This window comes from Pseudomonas sp. GM18 (genome assembly GCF_000282195.1).
Classification (GTDB): Bacteria; Pseudomonadota; Gammaproteobacteria; order Pseudomonadales; family Pseudomonadaceae; genus Aquipseudomonas.
This window is the reverse complement of record NZ_AKJT01000093.1, coordinates 22873-41480: the sequence shown is the minus strand read 5'-3', so window position 1 is coordinate 41480 and position 18608 is coordinate 22873. Positions and strand designations below refer to the sequence as shown.

The window sequence follows — 18608 nt, the reverse complement described above, 5'->3', positions numbered from 1 at the left end:
CGAGGTGGGGTGGGTTGTTGCCATCCTTGGCAAACAATCCTTAATGTCGTGTTATCAATAAAGTCATTATTGAAATGAAGCGTGAGGGATTCATTGGGTTTGATTAGTGATTGCTTAATAAAGAGGCCGCGCCCGCTCCACTGAATAGGCCTGCGCTCACTCGGTTAAACCAACTTTGTCCCTTGCCACTGCGCAGATACCGCGCCGCGCCATGAGCCCCCAGCCCATAAGCCAATTTGCACAGCAGATCCAGCACGGTCCAGGTGGCAATCATCACCAGCAACTGCGGCAGGAACGGTTGTTCGGCACTCAAAAACTGCGGCAGGAACGCGGCAAAGAACAAAATGTCTTTCGGGTTGCTGGCGCCAAGCATGAACGCGCGCCCGAACAGTGCACGAAAGCGCGGCACCGGCGCAGCCTGGGGCACTTTGGCACCCTGGGATGGTTGGCGTGATTGCTGCCAACTCTGCCAGGCGAGGTAGAACAGGTACATCGCGCCGACGATTTTCAGGGCGCTGAACAGCTGTTCCGACGCCAGCAGCAATGCACCCAGGCCGAGCGCCGAAGCGCTGAGCAGGCAGATCGAGGCAAACACGCCCCCGAGAAACGCCGGGTAAGAACGGCGCAAACCGTAGTTCAAACTGTTGCTGATCATCAGCAAAGACAGTGGCCCCGGTATCAGGATCACCACCAGCGCAGCGCCGCTGAACAGCAGCCAGGTTTCCAGACTCATCACTTTCCTCCCTATGCACAAAAGCCCCACCCGACGGGGTGAGGCTGGTTTGAAACGCGTACCGCGTGACGCTTACAAGAAGATGAACTTGGCGATGAAGATCGCGCAGAGCACCCACAGGCTGACGGATATTTCCTTGTACTTACCGGTGCCGGCCTTCAGCGCCACGTAAGTGATGAAGCCCAGCGCGATGCCGTCGGCGACCGAGAAGGTCAGCGGCATCATGATCGCGGTGACGATCGCCGGAATGCTGTCGGTCGCTTCGTCCCATTCGATGTGCGCCATGCCGCCCATCATCAGCATCGCTACATAAATCAGCGCACCGGCGGTTGCATAAGCGGGGATCATGCCAGCCAGCGGTGCGAAAAACATTGCGGCAATAAATAGCACACCTACGGTCACTGCGGTAAGACCAGTCCGACCACCCGCCGCTACACCCGCGGCACTTTCCACGTAACTGGTGACCGGCGGAACACCCACCACCGCCCCGAAAACACTGGAAGCACTGTCGGCTTTCATGGCGCGGGACAGGTTTTCGATCCGGCCGTCAGCGTTCACCAGGTTGGCGCGCTGGGCGACGCCCATCAGGGTGCCGGCGGTGTCGAACATGTGCACGAAGAGGAAGGCCAGCACCACGCTGATCATGCTGACGTTGAATACGCCGGCGACGTTCATGGCCATCCAGGTCGGTGCCAGGCTCGGCGGGGCCGACATGATGCCCTCGTAGTGCACCAGGCCCAGGCCCCAGCCGGCGAGGGTCACGGTGATGATGCTGATGAGGATCGCACCGAACACTTTGTGGTAGCTGAGCACGGCGATCATCAGGAAGCAGATGGCAGCCAGCAGCGGACCAGGCTCGCGCAGGGAACCGAGCTTGATCAGGGTGGCCGGGCTGTCGACGACAATGCCCGCGGTTTTCAAACCGATCAGCCCCAGAAACAGACCTACACCAGCACCCATGGCAAAGCGCAGGCTCACCGGAATGCTATTGAGCAGCCATTCACGAATCCGGGAAAAGGTCAGGAACATGAACAACACACCGGACACGAACACCGCGCCGAGGGCGGTTTCCCAGTTGTAGCCCATGGTGCCGACCACGGTGTAGGTGAAGAATGCGTTCAGGCCCATGCCCGGCGCCAGGCCTACCGGCCAGTTGGCGTACAGGCCCATCAACAGGCAACCCAGCGCGGCGGCGATGCAGGTGGCCACGAACGCGGCACCGTGATCGATCCCGGCGTCGGCCATGATGTTGGGGTTGACGAAGATGATGTAGGCCATGGTGATGAAGGTTGTCAGACCGGCGATCAGCTCGGTCTTCACCGTGGTGCCATGCAAGCTGAGTTTGAAGATGCGCTCCAGCCAGCCATTGCGTAATGGCGGCGAGAGTTCCAGCGTCGAGGCTTCGGATTTGCGGCTTTCCACAGCGAGTACTCCTCAAGAGTTTTATTGTTATTTCCAGGGCCGGACCCATGAGGGTGGCAGCGACCCTTTGAGGTACTTGCGAATTTGTTGACCTGATGGTCAGGAACTCGCACGAAGCGAATTATGCTTTTGTATACAAATAAAGCAAATAATGTTTTTGATATTGTCGACGAAATGTTTGGCAATAGGGATATATCGCCAGGAAGGAGGCCATCGCGAGCAGGCTCGCGATGGGTTTTCAGAGATCAGATTTTTTGTTGGTTCTCGCCAAGTGCCAGATTTACCGCCAACCACCCATTCACCGCCGTCTCTCCAGCCTCGGCAAACACCCGCTCGAGCAATTTCACCTGCTCGCGCCGCAACGACTGCTCGAACCGCGCGCCTTCCACGGTCAGTTCCAGCAGCCGCTTACGCTTGTCGGTCTCGGACGCCACGCTGTTCACCAAATGCATTTCCACCAACTGCCGTAGCGGAATGTTCAGCGCCTGCTTGGTCACGCCGAGCAACGCCAGCAACTCCTTGACGCTCAGGTTCGGATAACGCGCGATGAAAAACACAATGCGTTGATGCACCCGGCTCAAGCCGCGACGCTCGAGCATTTCATCAGCCTTGGCGGTGAAGGCCTGATAGCCGAAGAAAAACGCTTCCATGGCTTGTTGCTGAGTGCTGGGGTTTTTAAGGTCAAGCATGTTGACGTATCCGTTCGGTCTGTCGTAATTTCGGTCAACCAGTTTGACTCATTTTCCTCAGGCCTCGCTACCGGTGACCCCCATGGCTTTTTCCGAACGTGTCTCGCGCCTTAAAAGTTCTTTGATCCGTGAAATCCTCGCCGCCGCCCAGCGCCCGGAAGTGATGTCGTTCGCCGGCGGCTTGCCGGCCGAAGCCATGCTGCCGAAAGTCGAGTGGGCGGACATGCCACTGTCCATGGGCCAATACGGCATGAGCGAAGGCGAGCCGGCGCTGCGTGAAGCGTTGGCGGCCGAAGCCCGGGCGTTGGGCGTGCCGTGCGAGGCGAGTCAGGTGCTGGTGGTCAGCGGTTCGCAACAAACCCTCGATCTGGCGGCCAAGCTCCACATCGACAAAGGCACCGAAATCCTGCTCGAGGCGCCGACCTACCTGGCGGCGTTGCAGATTTTTCAGCTGTTTGGCGCCGACTGCATCACCGTCCCGCTGGAGGCCGATGGCCCGAATCTGGCGCAGCTGCGCAGCCGACTGGAACAGCACAAGCCAGCGTTCATCTACCTGATTCCGACGTTTCAGAATCCGTCGGCGGTGCGCTACAGCGAAGCCAAGCGCGATGCGGTGGCGGCGTTGCTCGACGAATTCGGCGTGACCCTGATCGAAGATGAACCCTACCGCGAACTGACCTTCGACGGCGGTAGTGCCACGCCGATCGTCAGCCGCTTGAAAAGCGCCAGCTGGATCTACACCGGCACCGTGTCGAAAACCCTGTTGCCGGGCCTGCGGGTGGGTTACTTGATTGCCAGTCCGGACCTGTTCCCGCATTTGCTGCGGCTCAAGCAATCGGCCGATCTGCACACCAACCGCATTGGGCAATGGCAAGCGCTGCAATGGATCGGCACTGAAAAATACCAGCAGCACTTGGGCGAGTTGCGGGACTTCTACCGGGTTCGTCGGGATGCGTTTCAGTCAGCACTTGAAAGGCACTTTTCCGAACTGGCGGATTGGAACGTGCCGCAGGGTGGGCTGTTTTTCTGGCTGACGCTCAAGCAGCCGCTGGATACCCGCACGCTGCTCAAAGCGGCGCTGGCGGCGGATGTGGCGTTCATGCCGGGCGAACCGTTTTTTCCCGAGCCGGATAACAACCCCGGCCATCTGCGGTTGAATTTCAGCCATATCGACCCGGCACGGCTGGACGAAGGGCTCAAGCGGCTGGCGGCGGTGCTGCGTCAGGCGCAGAAGGCAGAAGCGGCCTGAGGCTGCTGGTGGGAGAGGGTGTAGAAACAAATAAACCGGTCAATCGACCGGTTTATTTTTGTTCGGGTTTTGCGGTGACTGTGCCGACGCCTTCGCGGGCAAGCCTCATACCCCAGAACCATCAGACCGAAGCAAACCGCTTATCCAGATAATCAATGATCACCTTGGACTCATACATCCAGGTGGTCTGGCCATTCTCTTCGATGCGCAGGCACGGCACCTTGATCTTGCCGCCTTGCTCCAGCAGGGCCTGGCGATCCTGTTCGTTGTTCTTGGCATCGCGCAAGGCCACCGGAACGTTCAGGCGACGCAGGGTGCGGCGGGTTTTCACGCAGAACGGGCAGGCGTGGAACTGATACAGCGTCAGGTCCTTGGCGGCCGCTTCGACCTGGGCCTGAGCGGCGGCGGGGCGCTGCTTCTTGCCAGGACGGGTGATGAAGTCGATGAAGATGATCAGTTGGCCGAGGCCGACACGAAGCGCTTTGACGAACACGGTATAAGTCTCTCAGGGCAAACAGAAGGCGCGCAGCTTACCTGATTTTTCGCAGGCGAAAAAAAACCGGCGATCAGTGCCGGTTTTCTTCGTGCTGCGAATTACTTGATCAGGCTGAGAAACTCGCTGCGGGTGGCCGCGTTTTCGCGGAACTCGCCGAGCATCACCGAGGTGATCATCGTCGAATTCTGTTTCTCCACACCGCGCATCATCATGCACATGTGCTTGGCCTCGATCACCACCGCCACGCCCAGGGCGCCGGTGACTTGCTGGACCGCGTCGGCGATCTGGCGGCTGAGGTTTTCCTGGATCTGCAGGCGGCGAGCATACATATCGACGATCCGCGCGACTTTCGACAGTCCCAGTACCTTGCCGCTCGGAATGTAGGCAACGTGCGCCTTGCCGATGAACGGCAGCAGGTGATGCTCGCACAACGAGTAGAGCTCGATGTCCTTGACCAGCACCATCTCGCTGTTGTCGGAGCTGAACAAGGCACCGTTGGTGACCTCTTCCAGCGTCTGTTCATAACCGCGGCAGAGGTACTGCATGGCTTTGGCGGCACGTTTTGGCGTGTCGAGCAGGCCCTCGCGGGAGGCATCCTCGCCCAATTGGCCGAGAATCTCGGTGTAATTCTGTTCCAGGGACATGAAACTACCTGTGGGATTTTACGCAAAGGGCAAGGGTACGGTGGCAAACACGGCGCTGCAAGCGTGAAGCGACAGCTTTACTCGTCACGACCTTCCATCATGGTGCGTTTAAGCATCACGTAAACCGCTCCGGCGCCGCCATGTTTCGGCTGGCACGAGGTGAAGCCGAGCACCTGAGGGTGCTGACGCAGCCAGGTGTTGACGTGACTCTTGATCATCGGCCGCTTGCCGTCCAGGCGCACGGCTTTGCCGTGGGTGACGCGCACGCAGCGGATTTCGAATTTGGTTGCTTCGGCCAGAAACGCCCAGAGGGTTTCACGGGCCTTTTCCACGTTCATGCCATGCAGGTCGAGGCTGCCTTCGAACGGAATCTGCCCGATCTTGAGCTTGCGCATCTGGCCTTCCTGAACACCGTCGCGCGCCCACATCAGCTCGTCTTCCGGGCCGACATCAATCACAAACTGATCGGACAGCCCGTCAACGGTGGTGGCATCGGTGCGCACGGTGGCGGCCTGGCGCAGCTTGGCGATTTGCGCGCGGTCGGCCTTGGGTTTGCCGGTTTCGGCGCGATCGTGCTTGATTGGCTTGACGCCTTGGATCGCGCTTTTGAACAGGGAAAAATCGTCGTCTTGCATGTCAGCCTCCGCGAAGGGGGGGCAGTTTACCCAAGTCGGAGCGCTATCCATAACAATTGAGGCCCGTCAAAACGCCGGGCCTTTGATTCAGTCGTGTTTTTTCATCAGGTGCGGGGCCATGTTCAGCTCTCGCGACTGGCGCGCACGGCGACGGCAGCGGCGCCACAGCATCACGCCGAGGTACAGCACGAACAGGCCCACCGCCAGAATGATCGACGAGCCCAGCCGGCTGGCATTCAACTCGCCCAACGCCGGTGGCCGCCCCAGCAGGCTGGCCGCGCCGGCCATCGCCAGCAATACACCGCACATCGCCAGCAAGGCAGCGAACGCTGCGCCGAAGCGAAATCGCCAGTTGCGTTGGCCCTTGGGCCGCAAGCGGCGTGCATCAAAACCATCGGATAACTTCATTCCGACCTTCCTCAATGGGTATCGGCCCTTCGACCGGGAGATGACCGGGATGTTCCTGAGGCTAGGGCAATTACGGCAAATGAGAGGCTTTTGCGGATGAGCGGCGGTATAGGCCGCTCATCGACGGTCGATCAGATCAGATCGCGGGTCAGGGCGAGGGTGGCGAAGTTGTCCGCCATGATCGCCATTTCGGTCTGCTGAACGTGTTCGGCGCTGAGGATCCCGCCCTTGCAAGGCAAATCCCGCGTCGCGCAGGCGTCTTCCACCAGGGTGCAGCGAAAGCCCAGGTTCTTCGCCGCACGCACGGTGGTGCTGACGCTGGAGTGACTCATGAAACCGCAAACGATCAGGTCGAGCGAGCCCAGTTGTTGCAGGCGATCGTAGAGTTCGGTGCCGTGAAACGCGCTTGGCAGCAACTTGCCGATGACAGTTTCGTCGCCCTGTGGCTCCAGGCCCGGAATGAACTCACCGCGTTCGCCCTGTGGATCGAACAACCCACCGACGGTGCCGAGGTGACGCACATGCACGATCGGCCGACCGGCTGCACGGGCAGCGGCCAGCAGGTGTTTGATGTTCGCGACGGCAGCATCCATACCGCTCAGGGCCAGCGGACCACTGAGGTATTCTTTCTGGGCATCGATGATGACAAGGGTCGCATGACCCAGATTGGCCGCTGCGTAACCACGGCCGCTGAGTTGAAACATCGTTTTTGGAACGGACATTCTGGGGCTCCTTCGGGTGGGGCTTTTGCGACATTGTCCTCTGGCTGAGCGCTTCTGTGAATCGCTACCATCGTAGGCACCGCCGTTGCTGGCTTGCAGCCTTGTCAAGATACTCGTTCTGTTCAATAGCTCGCTAAAAAAATAGAAGAGTCCTACATCTGATACGGTGTTTTTCCTGCGTCGTCGTGGCGCCTTTTGGCTGTTAGAATCGCCAGTCGTTTTTTCTGGAGTTTATCCCGTGACCACTTCCCGACTTCGTACCCTGCGTGACCATATCCGTTGGGCCGTCAGCCGCTTCCATGGGGAGGATCTGTTTTTCGGCCATGGGACCGACAACGCCTGGGACGAAGCCCGTCAACTGGTGTTGGGTGCGCTGCACTTGCCGTGGGAAATCGCCGACAGCTATCTGGACTGCCGTCTGGAAGACGACGAACTGGCTCATCTGCAAAGCTTGCTCAAGCGCCGTATCGAAGAGCGCATTCCGACCGCTTACCTGCTGGGCGAGGCCTGGTTCTGTGGCTTGTCGTTCATTGTCGACGAACGCGTGCTGATCCCGCGTTCGCCGATTGGCGAGCTGATCGAAAAGCGTTTCGAACCGTGGCTGGGTGCCGAACCTGCGCGCATTCTCGACCTGTGCACCGGTTCCGGTTGCATCGGCATCGCCTGTGCCTACGAGTTCCAGAACGCCGAAGTGGTTTTGGCCGACCTGTCGTTCGAAGCGTTGGAAGTGGCTAACCAGAACATTGAGCGCCACGGTGTCGACGAGCGCGTGTTCACTGTTCAGGGCGATGGTTTCGATGGTTTGCCGGGGCAACGTTTCGACCTGATCGTGTCGAACCCACCTTACGTCGATGCGGAAGATTTCGCCGACATGCCGGACGAATATCAACACGAACCCGAGCTGGGCCTGGCCTGTGGCGACGACGGTTTGAACCTGGTGCGCCGCATGCTCGCCGAAGCGGCGGATCATCTGACTGAGAAGGGTTTGCTGATCGTCGAAGTAGGTAACAGCCAGGTTCACGTCGAGGCGCTGTACCCGGAAGTCGATTTCGCCTGGCTGGAGTTCGAGCGCGGTGGGCATGGGGTGTTCATGCTGACAGCAGAGCAGTGCCGCGATCATCAGGCGCTGTTCGCTTCCCGCGTCTGACCCCGATTCTTGTGGCGAGGGAGCTTGCTCCCTCGCCACAATTGGGTTTGATTCCGCTTACCGATGCGTGGCAATCCAGATCAACAACCCCGCCTGAAACACCGCAAACGCCACCAGACACGTAATGGTAAAACGCAGCCCGGCGTCTTCACGCTTGTACTTGCTGACCTTTTCTTCGTGTTTCTTCAGTTTGACTTCCTGTTCCGCCAGGTTCTGCTCGGCTTGCTGGAGCATCTGCGCGGCTTCGAGGATTTCCACCTGTTGCAGCTTTTCGCTGTTCCAGTCACCCAGCAAATCACCGACCTGCACCGCTTTAACGCTGCCCTTCAAATGCTGGGCATCGGCGTAGACCACGTCAAAACCGTGCACCCGCAGAAAGTGATCGCGGCGCAGACGGGTGTCTTCGTTCAGCGCATCCTTGTTGTTCAGGTCGGTGCCGTCGACGGTGTAGACGGGCCATCTCTTCTTTGCCCACGTGACACCCTGAGATGCCATATATCGCCCGATGCCACGGTTCATCGGCTCGACCTGCAAGCCGCTTTCCGGAGCGAAATGCACGCGTTTGGCGGCGTGATCGACCCACACGTCCAAATGATTCTGTTCTTTGCGTACTCGTTGGCCTGGCAGCTTGATGGCCATGCGCAGCAGGCTGTGCTCCTTGCTGTTGCGTTCGGCGTAACCGAATTCGACAAAGCGCAACGGTCGGCCGCCGGTGTTACGGTCGGTTTGCAGCGGCGCCAGGCGGAGCATTTTGTGGTGCTCGACGTGGACATCCGCCCACGGCAGCTCGACCGCTGGCGGTGCGTCTTTTTCAGCGGTGGTGTCGGGTGAAGTCTGGGTATCAGTCATAACGGCGAGATCCTGTCCAAGCTCTGTTGCCGCCAGTCATAGCGCTGGCGACAAAGGCTTATCGGCCGTTTTTTTCAGGACTGGAGCTTAACTGGGGCGAAGTCCGTCAATAAATCCGAGGATTCGCGCGCCGAGTTCCGCCGCCAGGGGCAATTGCGGATCTTTATAGGAGGCCAATTGCCGCTTCACGTCATTAGGCACGATGCGCATGACGTGGTTCATGCCTTCGATCAGTGCCAGTTCGGCGTCCGGTTTGGCGGCTTTGAGTGCCCTGGCGTCACCCACGCCGACCTGGATGTCGTTGCTGCCCTGAATGATCAGTGCCGGCATCTTCAGTTTGGCGAAGGCCGCCGCCGGGTCCTGGCGGAACAGCGAAATCAGGTACGGCTGCACGCTGGGGCGGAAAATCACCTGCAACTGCGGCGGCACGTTGTCGTCGACGTGGCCGGCCTTGAGGCTGTCGAGCAGTTCATTGCTGCGCAGCATCAAGGCTGGCGGCAGGCGATTGCTCAACTGCTGGCGCAGTACTTGATCGATCGGCCGGGCGCTGCCGGACAGGGAAATCACCGCCGCAGCATCAACGCTGGGTGCCGCCAGGCTGGCAATCAACGCACCTTCGCTGTGACCCAGCAAAATCAGTTTGCCTAGACGCGGGTCGGCCTTGAGCTTCTGCCCCCAGGCCACGGCATCGGCCACATAGGCATCCACCGACAGATTGCGTTCATCTGGCGTGGCCGCAAGGCTCGCCGCCACGCCGCGCTTGTCGTAACGCACACTGGCGATGTTGTGTTTGGCCAGCACCCACGCCAGCCGTTTAAGGCTGTCGTTGCGTCCGCCGTCGGGGTTGTTGCCGTCACGATCCGTAGGACCGGAGCCGGAAATGATCAGGACAACCGGTACCGGCGTGTCGGACTTGGGCAGCAACAGCGAGCCGAAAAGCTCGCCGCTCCCCGTGTCCAGACTGATCGGGCGTTGCAGGACGGAGGCCTGTACAAAGCCGGTAAACAAGGTAAGGCTCAAGGCTAGAACTCGCAGCATCATCACGCCATCATCAACAAGGTGCCGGTTGGACTCGCAGGCACCCATAAGGTTCGAGGATGAACTAGTCGGGTAGCCTGCGTATACTGGCGCGCATTACGTATTTTAGGTTCGATTTCACGGAGCGTCCTGCATGTCCGGCAATACCTACGGCAAGCTGTTCACTGTCACCACCGCGGGCGAAAGCCATGGTCCGGCGTTGGTCGCCATTGTCGATGGCTGCCCGCCGGGCCTGGAGATCTCCCTTGAGGACCTGCAGCGCGACCTGGATCGCCGCAAGCCCGGCACCAGCCGCCACACCACCCAGCGTCAGGAAGCCGACGAAGTCGAAATCCTTTCCGGCGTATTCGAAGGCCGCACCACCGGTTGCGCCATCGGCCTGTTGATCCGCAACACCGACCAGAAGTCCAAGGACTACTCGGCGATCAAGGATCTGTTCCGTCCGGCCCACGCCGACTACACCTACCACCACAAATACGGTGAGCGCGATTACCGCGGCGGCGGTCGCAGTTCGGCCCGTGAAACCGCCATGCGCGTGGCCGCCGGCGCGATTGCCAAGAAATACCTGGCCACCCAGGGCATCGTCATTCGTGGCTACATGAGCCAGCTCGGCCCGATCGAAATCCCGTTCAAGACCTGGGATTCCGTGGAAGAGAACGCCTTCTTCAGCCCTGACCCGGACAAAGTGCCGGAGCTGGAAGCCTATATGGACCAGTTGCGTCGCGACCAGGATTCGGTCGGCGCGAAGATCACCGTGGTCGCCGAAGGCGTGATGCCCGGTCTTGGCGAGCCGATCTTCGACCGCCTCGACGCTGAACTGGCCCACGCGCTGATGAGCATCAACGCGGTCAAGGGCGTGGAAATCGGTGCCGGTTTTGCCAGCATCGCTCAGCGCGGCACTGAACACCGCGATGAAATGACCCCGGAAGGTTTCCTCAGCAACAATGCAGGCGGCATTCTCGGTGGCATTTCGTCGGGTCAGCCGATCGTCGCGCACCTGGCGCTCAAGCCTACATCGAGCATCACCACGCCGGGCCGTTCCATCGACATCCATGGCAACCCTGTGGAGGTCGTCACCAAGGGCCGTCACGATCCGTGCGTCGGCATCCGCGCCACGCCGATTGCCGAAGCGATGATGGCCATCGTGCTGATGGACCACTTGCTGCGTCACCGCGGGCAGAATGCCGATGTGCGCGTGAGCACTCCGGTGTTGGGGCAGCTTTAATGGCTGATCTGATAGCCGCTGCAGTCTGATGGCGGTGGCGGCGCTCCCGTACTGGCGGCTCTCCAGTTTCTACCTGTTCTATTTCGCCTTGCTCGGTTCGACAGCGCCGTTTCTGGCGCTGTACTTCGATCATCTGGGCTTCAGCGCCGCACGCATTGGCGAACTGGTGGCGATCCCGATGCTGATGCGTTGCGTGGCGCCGAATATCTGGGGCTGGCTCGGTGACTACACCGGGCGCCGCCTGGCCATCGTGCGTTTCGGCGCCGCCTGCACCTTGCTGACCTTCTCACTGATTTTCGTCAGCAAAAGCTACGCGTGGCTGGCGATGGTCATGGCCTTGCACGCGTTCTTCTGGCACGCGGTGTTGCCGCAGTTCGAAGTCATCACCCTGGCGCATTTGCAGGGGCAGACGTCGCGCTACAGTCAGATTCGCCTGTGGGGTTCCATCGGTTTCATCATCACCGTGGTCGCGCTGGGCCGATTGTTCGAATGGCTGAGTCTCGACATTTACCCGGTGGCGCTGGTGCTGATCATGGCCGGTATCGTGGTCAGCAGCTTGTGGGTGCCCAACGCGCAACCGGTTCAGGGTGAACGGTTGACGGGGGAGGGATTCCTCCAGCAATTGCGCAGTCCCGGGGTGTTGGCGTTTTACGCGTGCGTGGCGCTGATGCAGATGAGTCACGGGCCGTATTACACCTTTCTGACCTTGCACCTTGAGCGCCTCGGTTACAGTCGCGGGCTGATCGGCATGCTCTGGGCGGTCGGCGTGGTCGCCGAAGTCTTGATGTTTCTGTTCATGAGCAAGATTCACGCGCGCTTCTCGGTGCGTCGGGTGCTGCTGGCGAGCTTCCTGCTGGCGGCTTTGCGTTGGTTATTGCTCGGTTCGTTTGCCGAATTCCTCTGGGTGCTGTTGTTCGCCCAGGTGCTGCACGCCGCCACCTTCGGCAGCTTTCACGCCGCTGCCATCCAGTTCGTGCAACGTAGCTTCGGTGCGCGCCAGCAAGGGCAGGGCCAGGCGCTATATGCCGCACTGGCCGGCACCGGCGGCGCGCTGGGCGCGTTGTATTCCGGCTACAGCTGGAATGCCCTCGGTGCCACATTGACCTTTAGTATTGCCAGTCTCGCAGCCTTCGCCGCTGCCGTTATCATTGCCACACGTATGCAAGAGGACAGGCCATGAGCCTTAGCCGTGAACACCTCGCCCAGGAAATCATCGACGCCGGGCGCTTTCTGTATGGCCGCGGCTGGTCGCCGGCCACCAGCAGCAATTATTCGACCCGCCTGTCGCCGACCGAAGCCTTGCTGACGGTGTCCGGCAAGCACAAAGGTCAGCTGGGCCTTGATGATGTACTGGCCACCGACCTGTCGGGCAATAGCCTGGAACCGGGTAAAAAGCCGTCCGCCGAAACCCTGCTGCACACTCAGCTCTATAGCTGGCGTCCGGAGATCGGCGCGGTACTGCACACCCATTCGGTGAACGCCACGGTACTGTCGCGCCTGACGCCGGAAGACTTCATCGAGTTCGAAGACTATGAACTGCAAAAAGCCTTCAGCGGCGTGTCGACCCATGAGTCCTGCGTTCGCGTGCCGATTTTCGACAATGACCAGGACATTGCGCGGCTGGCCGCCAAGGTGCAGCCTTGGCTCGACGCCCACCCTGATTGTGTCGGCTACCTGATCCGCGGCCATGGCCTTTACACATGGGGCGCGCGCATGAGCGATGCACTGCGGCAGATCGAGGCTTTTGAATTTTTGTTCGAGTGCGAGTTGAAGACTCGCAGCGTGTTGAACCGTTAAGGCTTACTTCGCCTGAAGTCGCCCCATCGCCTGATGAAATGCGCTGCCTGACCGGCCTGTAAAAAGCCGGAAGGCGCCGCCGATACCGAGGAATTGCCCCATGAGCAGCCTGTCCGTTTACCACGTCAGCAGCCCCGACCTGCCGAACAAGGTGCTGACCCACTTCGAAGACATCGCCTCGACCCTGGCCGAGCAGGGCGTGCGCTTCGACCGTTGGCAAGCCGCAGCGAAAATCCAGCCCGGCGCCAGCCAGGAAGAAGTGATCGCCGCGTATCAGGAGCAAATCGACAAGCTGATGACCGAGCGCGGTTACATCACCGTCGACGTGGTCAGCCTGAACAGCGATCACCCGCAAAAAGCCGAGTTGCGTGCCAAGTTCCTCGATGAACACCGTCATGGCGAAGACGAAGTGCGATTTTTCGTCGCCGGCCGTGGCTTGTTCACCCTGCACATCGACGATTACGTGTACGCCGTGCTCTGCGAGAAGAACGACCTGATCTCGGTGCCAGCCGGCACAAAGCACTGGTTCGACATGGGTGAAAACCCGCATTTCGTCGCAATCCGCCTGTTCAACAACCCCGAAGGCTGGGTGGCCAACTTCACCGGCGATGACATCGCCAGCCACTTTCCGCGCCTTGAGGACTGAACCGATGCCGATCAAAGCGATTCTCACCGACATCGAAGGCACCACCAGCGCGGTGAGTTTTGTGTTCGACGTGTTGTTTCCGTACGCGGCCAAACACCTGCCGGACTTCGTTCGCGAAAATGCCGAACGTGCTGACGTTGCCGAACAGCTCGCGGCTGTTCGTCGTGACGGCGGTGAACCGCAAGCCGACGTCGAGCGGGTTATCGAAATCCTCTTGGGCTGGATCGCCGAAGACCGCAAGGCCACGCCGCTCAAGGCATTGCAAGGCATGGTCTGGGAGCAGGGCTATCAGGCCGGGCAGTTGAAGGGCCACGTTTACCCGGACGCCGTTGCAGCGCTGAAGCACTGGCATCAGGAAGGCTATCAACTGTTTGTTTATTCCTCAGGGTCGATTCAGGCGCAAAAACTGATTTTCGGTTGTTCGGAGGCGGGGGATCTGTCGCCACTGTTCAGCGGCTATTTCGACACCACTTCAGGACCCAAGCGCGAAGCGCAGTCCTACCAGCGCATCACCCAGGCGATTGGCGTCGAGGCTTCGCAGATCCTGTTTCTGTCCGACATCGTTCAGGAACTGGACGCGGCGCGCACGGCCGGCATGGCAACCTGTGGCCTGGCTCGTGAGGGCGGGGAATTGGCAGGGCATGTGACGGTGGACAGTTTTGCCGGGATCAATCCTTCTGCCTTTTAAGCATCAGCCGTAGAAACAACTCAGGCCGTGAAGCGAAAGCTCTCACGGCCTGATCGTTTATAGCGCTGTTACGGGTTATGCCGAGTGATAGGTCGGCAGCGCGAACCGTTGCTGGCTTTGCAGCATGGAAATCTGCGGTAGTTCGCTGGCCTGTTCGGCTACGTCACGGCGAATCGCGCTGATGACCCATGACAGCTGATCGCCGGCATGCAATTGCTGGTAGGAAATCGAACGTTTGAAGACTTTACCGTCGTGGCTGCGCAGGGTCAGCAGAATGCCGCCATCCGGCCGGAGCTGGGTGGTCACTTCGAAGTTGGAGAACAGCGACGAAAATTTTTCCTGGATCAGGCTCATGTCTATCAGCTCCATTTTGTGCTTGAAGGGCAACATGGAGGGGTAGTTGCAGTGATTGTGCCAGCACCTGAGTTTTTAAAAATACATATAAATCAATAAGTTATGTTTTTAAGGATTTTTGGGGTTCGTGCAATTTGCATGAATGGCCATCGTGCATCCTGCATTTTGCGAGATCGGCGACAACTGGACGGAACCCATCGCAACGCCGGAGTTCCGCTTTGCGAAGGCTTCGGCCGTGGATACAAAACATTGCAAAAACCGCGTGTACAGCTCAAGAAGCCCTGACGTATTTTCGGCCTCAATCAACGCCACCCGACAATAAGAAGATCGAACGGGAGCAACCATGAGCCGCACGCTGCACGACACGATTACCTGGGGCATGATGCTCCGCAAGCTGCCTTCCATTGCCAAAGCCATCCCCCGCGTGGTGAAGGGCATGAAAGTCGCCAACGTCAAGGACCCGACCCAACCGTGTGGTCTCGGCTGGAGCTTCGAGCAGGCGACGTTGCGCAACCCCGATGGCCCGGCATTGCTGCAGGGCGAGGTGACGCTGACTTATGCACAGGCCAATCAGTGGGCCAATCGCATCGCCCATCACCTGATTGCCCAAGGCATCGGCAAGGGCGATGTGGTCGCGGTGTTTATCGAGAACCGCGTGGAACTGCTGGTGACGATATTGGCGGTAGCCAAGGTCGGTGCGATCAGCGCCTTGCTTAATACCTCCCAGACCCGCGACACCCTGGCTCATAGCCTGAACCTGGTGGCGCCCGTAGCGATTGTGGTTGGAGAAGAGCTGGTTCCGGCTTTCAATGCGGTCCGCGAGCGGATAGCCATCGATGCGGCGCGCAGCTGGTTTGTCGCCGATCAAGACACTTACCGCGATCCGGGCAAAACACCCGATGGCTTCATTAACCTGATGGCGGCCAGCTGCGACGCGCCCAGTGACAATCCCGCCGGCAGCCGGCAGGTTTTTTTCGACGACCCTTGTTTCTATATCTACACCTCGGGCACCACCGGGTTGCCCAAGGCCGGGGTGTTCAAGCACGGCCGCTGGATGCGCAGCTCCGCCAGCTTCGGGCTGATCGCCCTGGACATGCAGCCGCAGGACGTCGTCTATTGCACGTTGCCGCTGTACCACGCCACGGGCCTCTGCGTGTGCTGGGGCTCGGCGATCAGCGGGGCGTCGGGGTTTGCCATCCGCCGCAAGTTCAGCGCCAGCCAGTTCTGGAGCGATGTGCGCAAATACCGGGCGACTACCCTTGGGTACGTCGGCGAATTGTGCCGCTACCTGGTGGATCAACCGCGCAGCGTCGACGACAGTCGGCACAGCGTGACGAAGATGATCGGTAATGGTCTGCGTCCCGGCGCGTGGAGCGAGTTCAAGACGCGGTTTGCCGTCGACCATATCTGCGAGCTGTACGCCGCCAGCGACGGCAATATCGGCTTCACCAACATCCTCAACTTTGACAACACCATTGGCTTTTCCCTGATGTCCTGGGAGCTGGTGGCGTACGACCACGACAGCGGCGCCCCCACGCGGGATGCCAAGGGCTTCATGCGCAAAGTGGCCAAGGGCGAGCAGGGGCTGTTGTTGGCGAGAATCGACGACAAGGCGCCGCTGGACGGCTACACCGATCCGCAGAAGACCGCAAAAGTGGTGCTCCATGATGTGTTCGTGAAGGGTGACCGTTACTTCAATACCGGTGACCTGCTGCGCAACATCGGTTTCGGTCACGCGCAGTTTGTCGATCGCTTGGGCGACACCTACCGCTGGAAGGGCGAAAACGTCTCCACCACCGAGGTCGAGAACATCCTGTTGCAACACCCGCACATTGCCGAAGCCGTGGCCTATGGCGTGGAAATCCCCAACACCAACGGGCGGGCAGGGATGGCGGCCGTTACACCGGCCGAATCCCTGGCGACCCTGGATTTCAGTGAGTTGCTGGCGTTCGCCAGGCAGCAAATGCCGGCCTACGCGGTGCCACTGTTCCTGCGGGTGAAAGTGAAAATGGAGACCACCGGCACCTTCAAGTACCAGAAGACCCGGCTCAAGGATGAAGCCTTCGACCCGAACAGAACTGGCGGCGATCCGATCTATGTCTGGCTGCCGGGCACCGAGACTTACGTGCAAGTCACCGAGCAGGTGCTGGCGGATATTCGCGGCGGCAAGTACCGATATTGAATATGACTATGGCTCTGCATGAGAAAAAACAAGTGACAGGTTCCGGGCTGCTCGGGAAACTATCGGCTTTCCGATTGACCGAATGTGGAGTCCCCAATGTCAGACAAAAGCCGCCAGATGACCCCCGAAGAGGCTGCTGAATTTGCCGAACAGGTGTTCAACAAAGCGCGCGAGGGCGATGCGGCCATGATGGCTGCGCTGCTGACCAAGGGCCTGCCGCCGAACCTGCGCAACCACAAGGGCGACACTTTACTGATGCTCGCCGCGTACCACGGCCATGTCGACACCGTAAAAGTCCTGCTCGAACACAAGGCCGATCCCGAGATTCGCAACGACAACGGCCAGAGCCCGATTGCCGGCGCGGCATTCAAGGGTGATCTGGCAGTGGTCAAGGCGTTGGTCGAGGGTGGCGCTGAAGTGGAAGGTTCGTCCTTCGACGGACGCACTGCGTTGATGATGGCGGCGATGTTCAACCGCGTCGAAATCATCGACTACCTGATCAGCAAAGGCGCCGATCCGAAAGCCAAGGACGCCAACGGTGTGTCCGCGCTGGACGCGGCGAAGACCATGGGCGCGGCGGATACCACCGCGCAGCTGCAGAAGCTGGTTGGCTGAATGCATTAAAAGATCGTCCGAACGCGGCCCGAGCCTTCGGACGATCTTTTCGTTTTCGCGCTTAACCTGCGTTATCCTTCGCGCCCTCAAAACTCCCTCGCTACAGGATCCACCTCATGAAAGCCGCACTCGTCGAACTCATCAGCAAAATCAGCTCCGGGTGCATGGGCGAGGACGAAATCCTGAAAATCGCTGACGAAGCGGCTCAGGCCTACGCCGATCCCGAGGCTTTTCTGGCGGCCAATCCAGACATCAACTACGACGACACCTTCCCGATCCCGTTGGGTGAGTGGGTTGTCGTCGGCAGTTTGCCGGAAACCGTGCTGTTCCAGGCCGACACCTACATGGACCTGTTCGCGCAGATCGTCGCCTCGTTCGGCCCCGGCGTTGAGTTCAACATCAAGCCCAAGCAACTGGCCAAAACCGAAGCCCTGACGGCGCTCAATCGCATTCAAGTGCAGATGAGCAGCCTGAACAAGGAAAACGGTGGCTACACCTTGATGAATTTCAGCCAGTTGCTCGACGACGAACTGCAAGTGGTGCTGGTCTATGGCAACGACGTGCCACGGGTGCTGGAACTGTGCGCCGAAGTCGGCATCGCCGCCGCGCCCTCCCTGGAAGCCCTGAAAGTGGCCATCCACGTCTGAAACCGTCTACAACGGTAATAAAACGGAACCCTCGCCAGGCCCGACTATCCTAAGAGTGCCTACCATTTTTTTGGAGCGACACCATGGGTTCCACGTTCAACACCCTGATCGGCCTGATTATTTTTGCCCTGGATATCTGGGCCATCATCAACGTGCTTAAAAGTGGCGCCGAAACCGGGATGAAAGTCCTCTGGGTGCTGTTGATTCTGCTGCTGCCGGTGCTGGGCCTGATCATCTGGGCCATCGCCGGGCCAAGGGGCGATGTGCGGATCTGACGATCTTCAATCTAGGAGCGAGCGGTGCGGCGGGTGTGTGCATCAGAAGGTTCGACCTGTCATGTTCCGCGACGTAGAATGCGCGCCTTTCCCGGTCAATCGAGGCGATCGATTGGCCATCATGGGCGGGTAACCGTCCGTTGCCAC

General features: G+C 59.7%; 22 protein-coding genes. 11 read left to right on the top strand and 11 right to left on the bottom strand.

The features are described 5' to 3' along the window. Positions 1–103: 103 nt before the first annotated feature. The 3 genes from PMI21_RS05435 to PMI21_RS05445 form a co-directional block, all read right to left on the bottom strand. Entirely contained in the window at positions 104–733 is a 630-nt protein-coding gene (locus tag PMI21_RS05435) for a LysE family translocator (protein ID WP_007940826.1), read from the bottom strand. A 72-nt stretch (positions 734–805) separates the two neighbouring features. Beyond that, the gene (locus PMI21_RS05440; RefSeq protein WP_007940825.1) at positions 806–2155 is read right to left on the bottom strand and encodes an NCS2 family permease; all 1350 of its coding nucleotides are present in this window, start codon (positions 2153–2155) and stop codon (positions 806–808) included. A 245-nt stretch (positions 2156–2400) separates the two neighbouring features. After that, positions 2401–2844 (bottom strand): MarR family winged helix-turn-helix transcriptional regulator, encoded by a 444-nt coding sequence (locus tag PMI21_RS05445; protein ID WP_007940824.1) that lies wholly within the window; start codon positions 2842–2844, stop codon positions 2401–2403. Between the two features lie 82 nt (positions 2845–2926). Here PMI21_RS05445 and PMI21_RS05450 point away from each other — a divergent pair, with 82 nt between their 5' ends. Next, positions 2927–4093, top strand: a complete 1167-nt coding sequence (locus PMI21_RS05450; protein WP_007940823.1) for an aminotransferase-like domain-containing protein — start codon at positions 2927–2929, stop codon at positions 4091–4093. A gap of 121 nt (positions 4094–4214) precedes the next feature. Here PMI21_RS05450 and PMI21_RS05455 read toward each other — a convergent pair whose 3' ends face one another. The 5 genes from PMI21_RS05455 to PMI21_RS05475 form a co-directional block, all read right to left on the bottom strand. Continuing rightward, entirely contained in the window at positions 4215–4586 is a 372-nt protein-coding gene (locus tag PMI21_RS05455; protein ID WP_007940821.1) for a glutathione S-transferase N-terminal domain-containing protein, read from the bottom strand. Positions 4587–4687: 101 nt separating this feature from the next. Next, entirely contained in the window at positions 4688–5233 is a 546-nt protein-coding gene (gene folE / locus PMI21_RS05460) for a GTP cyclohydrolase I FolE (RefSeq protein ID WP_007940820.1), read from the bottom strand. Between the two features lie 77 nt (positions 5234–5310). Next, complete coding sequence (locus PMI21_RS05465; protein WP_007940819.1) at positions 5311–5868, bottom strand: Smr/MutS family protein; 558 nt, start codon at positions 5866–5868, stop codon at positions 5311–5313. Between the two features lie 87 nt (positions 5869–5955). Continuing rightward, positions 5956–6276 carry a hypothetical protein gene (locus PMI21_RS05470; RefSeq protein ID WP_007940818.1) on the bottom strand — a complete coding sequence of 107 codons (321 nt, stop codon included), beginning with the start codon at positions 6274–6276 and terminating at the stop codon, positions 5956–5958. Between the two features lie 131 nt (positions 6277–6407). Beyond that, entirely contained in the window at positions 6408–6998 is a 591-nt protein-coding gene (locus PMI21_RS05475; RefSeq protein ID WP_007940817.1) for a cysteine hydrolase family protein, read from the bottom strand. 238 nt (positions 6999–7236) lie between these two features. Between PMI21_RS05475 and prmB the strand changes: the two genes are divergently transcribed. Next, the gene (gene prmB, locus PMI21_RS05480; RefSeq protein WP_007940816.1) at positions 7237–8145 is read left to right on the top strand and encodes a 50S ribosomal protein L3 N(5)-glutamine methyltransferase; all 909 of its coding nucleotides are present in this window, start codon (positions 7237–7239) and stop codon (positions 8143–8145) included. A gap of 57 nt (positions 8146–8202) precedes the next feature. Here the strand turns inward: prmB and PMI21_RS05485 are convergent, their stop codons facing one another. Further along, complete coding sequence (locus PMI21_RS05485; RefSeq protein ID WP_007940815.1) at positions 8203–8994, bottom strand: hypothetical protein; 792 nt, start codon at positions 8992–8994, stop codon at positions 8203–8205. 87 nt (positions 8995–9081) lie between these two features. Further along, entirely contained in the window at positions 9082–10080 is a 999-nt protein-coding gene (locus tag PMI21_RS05490; protein WP_007940814.1) for an alpha/beta hydrolase, read from the bottom strand. A gap of 85 nt (positions 10081–10165) precedes the next feature. Here PMI21_RS05490 and aroC point away from each other — a divergent pair, with 85 nt between their 5' ends. The 5 genes from aroC to mtnC all read left to right on the top strand — a co-directional run bounded on the left by aroC (position 10166) and on the right by mtnC (position 14388). Next, the gene (gene aroC, locus PMI21_RS05495) at positions 10166–11257 is read left to right on the top strand and encodes a chorismate synthase (protein WP_007940813.1); all 1092 of its coding nucleotides are present in this window, start codon (positions 10166–10168) and stop codon (positions 11255–11257) included. A 28-nt stretch (positions 11258–11285) separates the two neighbouring features. Beyond that, positions 11286–12437 carry an MFS transporter gene (locus PMI21_RS05500; protein ID WP_007940811.1) on the top strand — a complete coding sequence of 384 codons (1152 nt, stop codon included), beginning with the start codon at positions 11286–11288 and terminating at the stop codon, positions 12435–12437. Next, positions 12434–13054 (top strand): methylthioribulose 1-phosphate dehydratase, encoded by a 621-nt coding sequence (locus PMI21_RS05505; RefSeq protein WP_007940810.1) that lies wholly within the window; start codon positions 12434–12436, stop codon positions 13052–13054. Before PMI21_RS05500 ends, PMI21_RS05505 begins: the two co-directional genes overlap by 4 nt. Before the next feature lie 100 nt (positions 13055–13154). Then, complete coding sequence (locus PMI21_RS05510) at positions 13155–13700, top strand: 1,2-dihydroxy-3-keto-5-methylthiopentene dioxygenase (RefSeq protein ID WP_007940809.1); 546 nt, start codon at positions 13155–13157, stop codon at positions 13698–13700. 4 nt (positions 13701–13704) lie between these two features. After that, positions 13705–14388, top strand: coding sequence for an acireductone synthase (gene mtnC / locus PMI21_RS05515; protein ID WP_007940808.1), 684 nt, complete (start codon positions 13705–13707; stop codon positions 14386–14388). A 75-nt stretch (positions 14389–14463) separates the two neighbouring features. On the opposite strand, the gene PMI21_RS05520 is transcribed toward mtnC, so the two are convergent. Continuing rightward, positions 14464–14742 carry a DUF3509 domain-containing protein gene (locus PMI21_RS05520; protein WP_007940806.1) on the bottom strand — a complete coding sequence of 93 codons (279 nt, stop codon included), beginning with the start codon at positions 14740–14742 and terminating at the stop codon, positions 14464–14466. A 343-nt stretch (positions 14743–15085) separates the two neighbouring features. On the opposite strand from PMI21_RS05520, the gene PMI21_RS05525 reads away from it, so the two are divergent. The 4 genes from PMI21_RS05525 to PMI21_RS05540 all read left to right on the top strand — a co-directional run bounded on the left by PMI21_RS05525 (position 15086) and on the right by PMI21_RS05540 (position 18461). Next, positions 15086–16924 carry a long-chain-acyl-CoA synthetase gene (locus PMI21_RS05525; RefSeq protein ID WP_007940805.1) on the top strand — a complete coding sequence of 613 codons (1839 nt, stop codon included), beginning with the start codon at positions 15086–15088 and terminating at the stop codon, positions 16922–16924. Positions 16925–17020: 96 nt separating this feature from the next. Further along, complete coding sequence (locus tag PMI21_RS05530) at positions 17021–17539, top strand: ankyrin repeat domain-containing protein (RefSeq protein WP_007940804.1); 519 nt, start codon at positions 17021–17023, stop codon at positions 17537–17539. A 116-nt stretch (positions 17540–17655) separates the two neighbouring features. Then, positions 17656–18186 carry a hypothetical protein gene (locus tag PMI21_RS05535; protein ID WP_007940803.1) on the top strand — a complete coding sequence of 177 codons (531 nt, stop codon included), beginning with the start codon at positions 17656–17658 and terminating at the stop codon, positions 18184–18186. A gap of 83 nt (positions 18187–18269) precedes the next feature. Continuing rightward, the gene (locus PMI21_RS05540) at positions 18270–18461 is read left to right on the top strand and encodes a PLDc N-terminal domain-containing protein (protein ID WP_007940802.1); all 192 of its coding nucleotides are present in this window, start codon (positions 18270–18272) and stop codon (positions 18459–18461) included. The last annotated feature ends 147 nt before the right edge of the window (positions 18462–18608 follow it).